The sequence below is a fragment of the Pantoea sp. RIT-PI-b genome, from assembly GCF_001187905.1.
Taxonomy (GTDB): Bacteria; Pseudomonadota; Gammaproteobacteria; order Enterobacterales; family Enterobacteriaceae; genus Pantoea; species Pantoea nemavictus.
In genome coordinates, this window is sequence record NZ_LGIS01000006.1 from 1 (window position 1) to 5,477 (window position 5,477).

5 protein-coding genes, 4 tRNA genes and 2 rRNA genes are annotated in these 5,477 nt (G+C 46.2%); 9 read left to right on the forward strand and 2 right to left on the reverse strand.

Annotated elements, in window-relative coordinates; genetic code table 11:
• The 4 genes from AC790_RS00055 to birA all read left to right on the forward strand — a co-directional run.
• Positions 1 to 79, forward strand: a 23S ribosomal RNA gene (locus AC790_RS00055); the annotation flags it as partial.
• 100 nt (positions 80 to 179) lie between these two features.
• Positions 180 to 295: ribosomal RNA gene (gene rrf / locus AC790_RS00060) — 5S ribosomal RNA — on the forward strand.
• Positions 296 to 444: 149 nt separating this feature from the next.
• Positions 445 to 1,482, forward strand: coding sequence for a UDP-N-acetylmuramate dehydrogenase (murB, locus tag AC790_RS00065; protein ID WP_049850540.1), 1,038 nt, complete (start codon positions 445 to 447; stop codon positions 1,480 to 1,482).
• Positions 1,479 to 2,441, forward strand: a complete 963-nt coding sequence (gene birA, locus AC790_RS00070) for a bifunctional biotin--[acetyl-CoA-carboxylase] ligase/biotin operon repressor BirA (RefSeq protein ID WP_049850541.1) — start codon at positions 1,479 to 1,481, stop codon at positions 2,439 to 2,441. The genes murB and birA overlap by 4 nt, the downstream gene beginning before the upstream one ends.
• A gap of 61 nt (positions 2,442 to 2,502) precedes the next feature.
• Here the strand turns inward: birA and coaA are convergent, their stop codons facing one another.
• Both coaA and AC790_RS00080 read right to left on the reverse strand, forming a co-directional pair.
• On the reverse strand, positions 2,503 to 3,453 hold the full coding sequence (gene coaA / locus AC790_RS00075; RefSeq protein WP_049850542.1) for a type I pantothenate kinase: 951 nt from the start codon (positions 3,451 to 3,453) through the stop codon (positions 2,503 to 2,505).
• Between the two features lie 202 nt (positions 3,454 to 3,655).
• Complete coding sequence (locus tag AC790_RS00080) at positions 3,656 to 4,213, reverse strand: GNAT family N-acetyltransferase (protein WP_007886342.1); 558 nt, start codon at positions 4,211 to 4,213, stop codon at positions 3,656 to 3,658.
• 328 nt (positions 4,214 to 4,541) lie between these two features.
• Between AC790_RS00080 and AC790_RS00085 the strand changes: the two genes are divergently transcribed.
• The 5 genes from AC790_RS00085 to AC790_RS00105 form a co-directional block, all read left to right on the forward strand.
• Positions 4,542 to 4,617 (forward strand) — tRNA-Thr (locus AC790_RS00085).
• A gap of 7 nt (positions 4,618 to 4,624) precedes the next feature.
• Positions 4,625 to 4,709, forward strand: a tRNA-Tyr gene (locus tag AC790_RS00090).
• Between the two features lie 192 nt (positions 4,710 to 4,901).
• Positions 4,902 to 4,976: transfer RNA gene (locus tag AC790_RS00095), tRNA-Gly, on the forward strand.
• Positions 4,977 to 4,981: 5 nt separating this feature from the next.
• A tRNA-Thr gene (locus tag AC790_RS00100) sits at positions 4,982 to 5,057 on the forward strand.
• A 107-nt stretch (positions 5,058 to 5,164) separates the two neighbouring features.
• Positions 5,165 to 5,477 (forward strand): GTP-binding protein (locus tag AC790_RS00105; RefSeq protein WP_235440706.1); only part of this gene is annotated, 313 nt, incomplete at its 3' end.

Sequence of the window (5,477 nt, forward strand, 5' to 3'; positions counted from 1 at the left end):
ACGACGTTGATAGGCCGGGTGTGTAAGCGCAGCGATGCGTTGAGCTAACCGGTACTAATGACCCGTGAGGCTTAACCTTACAACGCCAGAGGCGTTTTGGTCTGAGAGACCGGATTTTCAGCTTGTTCACGGACTGGTTTGCGGCGCCCGCGGGGGCTACGCGAACGAAACAGAATTTGCCTGGCGGCTTTAGCGCGGTGGTCCCACCTGACCCCATGCCGAACTCAGAAGTGAAACGCCGTAGCGCCGATGGTAGTGTGGGGTCTCCCCATGCGAGAGTAGGGAACTGCCAGGCATTAATTAGGTGAAGAAGCCCTGAACGCAAGTTCAGGGCTTTTTTACATCTAAACAACGCCAATTTTCCCAAGTAAACTCAGAAAACATCAAACTCGCATCATAGCGATCAGGTAAACTACGGCCAGATTAATTAGTAAAGGCCGTGAAATGTCCAGCCCCAGCACATCCCTAAAAGCTTTCAACACCCTTGGTCTTGCGGTCAGCGCACACACGCTGATCATCGCCGATACTCCAGACGCCATAACCACAGCCTGGCAGAATAGTCAGCGATCAAATCTGCCTTTTCTTGTATTGGGAGAGGGCAGCAACATGCTCTTTCTTGAGGATTTCGGCGGCACTGTTGTGGTCAACGCAATTAAAGGGATAACCATCGATGACCATGACGAAGCATGGCATTTGCATGTTGGCGCAGGTGAGAATTGGCATAATTTAGTCGAGCAAACTCTGAAGAAAGGCATTACAGGATTAGAGAACCTGGCATTGATCCCCGGTAAGGCCGGTTCAGCACCAATCCAAAATATTGGTGCATACGGAGTCGAATTTAAAGATATTTGTCATTACGTAGAAGCTTTGCATTTACCGTCACAAAAAATTGTCCGATTACATCGGGAAGAGTGCCAATTTGGTTATCGTGATAGTATTTTCAAACATGCGATGAAGAACGACTATGTCATTACAAGCGTGGGATTACGTTTGGCAAAACAGTGGCAGCCTGTTCTGAGCTATGGCGATCTGACTAAATTAAACCCTGCTACAGTCTGTGCTTGGGATGTATTCAATGCTATTTGTCATATGCGTCAAAGCAAACTGCCTGACCCAAAAATTACAGGTAATGTGGGCAGTTTCTTCAAAAATCCGCTCATCACAGGTGAGCTGGCAGTTGCGCTAATTAAGGAGTGGCCAACCATTCCTCATTATCCACAGCCAAACGGTGAAGTTAAATTAGCGGCAGGATGGTTGATAGATCAGTGCGGCCTTAAAGGCTATCGCATGGGCGGCGCCGCCGTTCACCGCCAGCAGGCACTGGTACTGATTAATGAAGATCATGCTACACCGCAGGATATTGTCGATCTAGCGCACCATGTCAGAAATAAAGTCGGTAAAAAATTCGATGTTTGGCTGGAGCCAGAAGTGCGCTTTATCGGTGCTCGTGGCGAACGTAACGCCGTTGAGGTGATTTCATGAAAGATAATAGCGTGCCACTAAAGTTAGTGGCATTGGTGGCGGATGGCGAATTTCACTCTGGTGAACAACTAGGTGAAGCTCTGGGCATGAGCCGTGCAGCAATTAATAAACATATACAGACATTAAAAAGTTGGGGGCTGGATGTATATACGGTAACGGGGAAAGGATACAGCTTGGCAGGCCCCATTCAGCTACTGGATGAAGACATCATCTTGTCACATCTTCATCAACCCAATCTGGCTGTTATCCCTGTTATTGATTCAACGAACCAATATTTGTTGGATCGAATGGATCAATTACCTTCTGGCTATGCATGCATTGCGGAGTATCAGCAAGCAGGGCGTGGACGTCGTGGTCGTAAGTGGTTTTCTCCCTTTGGTTCTAACCTCTATATGTCAATGTATTGGCGTCTGGAGGAGGGGCCAGCTGCGGCTATGGGATTAAGTTTGGTGATTGGTATTATCATGGCGGAGGTGATTCAATCGCTGGGCGCGCCTGAAGTACGCGTTAAATGGCCAAATGACCTTTATCTCAATGACCGAAAACTCGCAGGGATTTTAGTTGAATTAACGGGCAAAACCGGTGATGCCGCGCAGATTGTCATAGGGGCGGGCGTGAATTTACTGATGAGGTCTGAAGGCGCAACGGAAATTAATCAAGGTTGGATTAATTTGCAGGAAGCCGGAATTGATATTGACCGAAATGTATTAGCTGCAAAATTACTTAATAGCCTTCGTGAAGCTCTGCCAATTTTTGAACGTGATGGTTTGGCGCCATTTGTGAAACGTTGGGAAGCGCTCGATAACTTCATTAATCGTCCAGTAAAACTTCTTATTGGTGACCGTGAAGTATACGGTATTGCGCGGGGTATCGATAAGCAAGGAGGTTTATTATTGGAGCGGGATGGAGAAGTTAAATCCTGGGTTGGAGGCGAAATCTCACTTCGTCCTGACAATTAATTCTTTATCTCTGATAATAAAAAAGCGCCCGTTTATGATGGCGGGCGTTTAATTCAAAATATTATTTTCTTAAACGAACGCTTTGTACCGCATGATCAGCAGACTTAGTCATAATCAAACTGGCCCTTTCACGCGTCGGCAGAATATTTTCCTTTAAATTAAGCCAGTTAATCTCCTTCCAAAGTCCGCGAGCAATATTGAGCGCATCCTCTTCAGGTAACTGCGAATAGTGATGGAAATATGAGTCTGGGTCGCTAAATGCACCTTCACGGAATTTTAAGAATCTATTTACATACCAATTTTCAAGTAAGGACTCAGGTGCATCAACATAAATAGAGAAATCTACGAAATCTGAGACAAATACATGGTGGGGATCGTGAGGATAGTCCATGCCACTTTGTAGTACATTCAATCCTTCAAGAATGAGAATGTCCGGTTGTTGTACTACTTTGTCCCCATCAGGAATGACATCATAAATCAGATGTGAATAGACTGGCGCTGTCACCTGACTGGCTCCCGATTTCAAAGCAGAAACGAAGTTCACCAGGCGATGCATATCATAAGATTGTGGGAAGCCTTTTTTCTTCATCAGACCGCGTTCTTTAAGCACCGCATTGGGATGCAAAAAGCCATCAGTAGTAATGAGTTCAACCTTACGATGTTCTGGCCAGCGACTAAGTAATGCCTGAAGCACGCGAGCCGTAGTGCTTTTACCTACAGCAACACTGCCGGCAATACTAATGATATAAGGGATTTTCTGCCCATTCGTGCCAAGAAATTGTTCCAGCACCGCCTGACGACGAAGATTAGAGCTGATATAGAAATTAAGCAGGCGCGATAGCGGCAGATAGATCTCAGCCACTTCTTCTAATGAAAGATCTTCATTAATACCACGCAACCGCTCGATTTCACCTTCAGCCAGTGTCATTGGTACGGAATCGCGTAGTGCAGCCCATTGTTGACGATTGAACTGTAAATAGGGCGTAGTAAGAGGTGTCGTTTTTTTACTCATAAGCATGCATTTGAGTGCAAATACTGATTCATCAACACCTTGTAGCATCGAGCATACAACGATGTATCAAACTCAATTGCACGTCACAGGGGTAATTAACGAGAACAATGGGCAGGAGGGTAACACCAGTATGACTTTAAAAAGAAGTAAAATGATAAACATGAGCACGCTTTCTTAAGCGCGCCCACATTTTTCTTGTCGGTCAGTAGCTTGAAACTACATTTTCTGCTGAGCCGGTACGCAGCCGTTTATAGTAAATTGCGCTGGGATGAGAATGTCCATCCGAGCATAAGGCATAGTCAGGCAATTCTCCCAAATAATGGTAGCCATGCGACCGATAGAAATCTTCTGCTGATGAACCCGCTATAACATCTAAATAAAGGAGTCCACGCTGATGGCTTTCCGCCTTTTGCTCAAGCGCTTGCATTAACCGCTGCCCAATTTTTTCATGCTGAACGCCAGAATGCACCAGCAGCTGCAAAACTTCTGCACGATTTTGCCCATCTGGGCGCTGGCAAATACCCATTTGCACACTCCCCACCAGAGACGAATCAACGATAGCAATCCACATCAGCAAATCATGACGTGCCATTTGGTCGCGCAAGCTATGAAAATAGCGCTCAGCATCCTGATGCCGTTGCATTCCCCGCGAATGTTGAAATGCAGTTGTCATATTGTTCTTTATTGCGTCAATCATCAGTGCGGCCAGCGCGTAACGATATTGAGGTAAATTTTCTGCAGTGAGCTGAACAATATTCATGCGATATCCTCCCTCAATTGATTTGATTAAAGAACTAAGCAAATTACGGGCCAGTAGAAAAATGCCGCTGAATGGATGCATATCAAAATTATTTTCATAATTTGCACTGCAAAAAGGCAACGTGCCCCAAAAATGAGCGCAGTTGATGGTGAGGGTATTAAGTTATCCAGTTATCCTTATGCTGTAAAAATGCCCGCATTTTGGATGGTTTTGCTTCAGTTGAGCAGTGATTTGCGATGATTTGCACAAATAGTAAGCTAAAGAACAATTTTAGCGATTTTTTTGTTGCATCCTTCTTCGGGTCTTCCTAGAATGCGCTCCACTTGATGCCGGCTTAGCTCAGTTGGTAGAGCAACTGACTTGTAATCAGTAGGTCACCAGTTCGATTCCGGTAGCCGGCACCATCAAGTAGGTGGGATTCCCGAGCGGCCAAAGGGAGCAGACTGTAAATCTGCCGTCACAGACTTCGAAGGTTCGAATCCTTCTCCCACCACCATCTCAACCTCCTGGTTGAGCATCAGATAAAGCCCTTATCTGATGGGTGAGTTCTTCATCTCTCACCTTCGAATTTCAGATTGTGCGTTAGCACAATCAACGTCGGTCAGAAACTCTGACTGGCTCGAATAATAGAAGGTCTTCTTTTATTATTCATAAGCTACAGAAAGAACAGGTAGCCGAGTTCCAGGATGCGGGCATCGTATAATGGCTATTACCTCAGCCTTCCAAGCTGATGATGCGGGTTCGATTCCCGCTGCCCGCTCCAGATGTGCTGATATGGCTCAGTTGGTAGAGCGCACCCTTGGTAAGGGTGAGGTCCCCAGTTCGACTCTGGGTATCAGCACCACTTCCTTTATCTCTCTCCTGATTCTCTCTCTGTAAACCAAACAGTCAGGCATTGCCTGGTTGATATGACGATATCTTCGATATATCCGTGTCTTAGAGGGACTAGCGATGGCTAAAGAGCAATTTCAGCGTAACAAACTGCACGTAAACGTGGGCACCATCGGTCACGTCGACCACGGTAAAACCACCCTGACTGCAGCAATCACTACCGTTCTGGCTAAAACCTACGGTGGTAAAGCAAGCAAGTTCGACGAGATCGATAAAGCGCCAGAAGAGAAAGCGCGTGGTATCACTATCAACACTTCTCACGTTGAATATGAAACCCCGACTCGCCACTATGCGCACGTTGACTGCCCAGGCCACGCCGACTATGTGAAAAACATGATCACCGGTGCTGCGCAGATGGACGGCGCGATCCTGG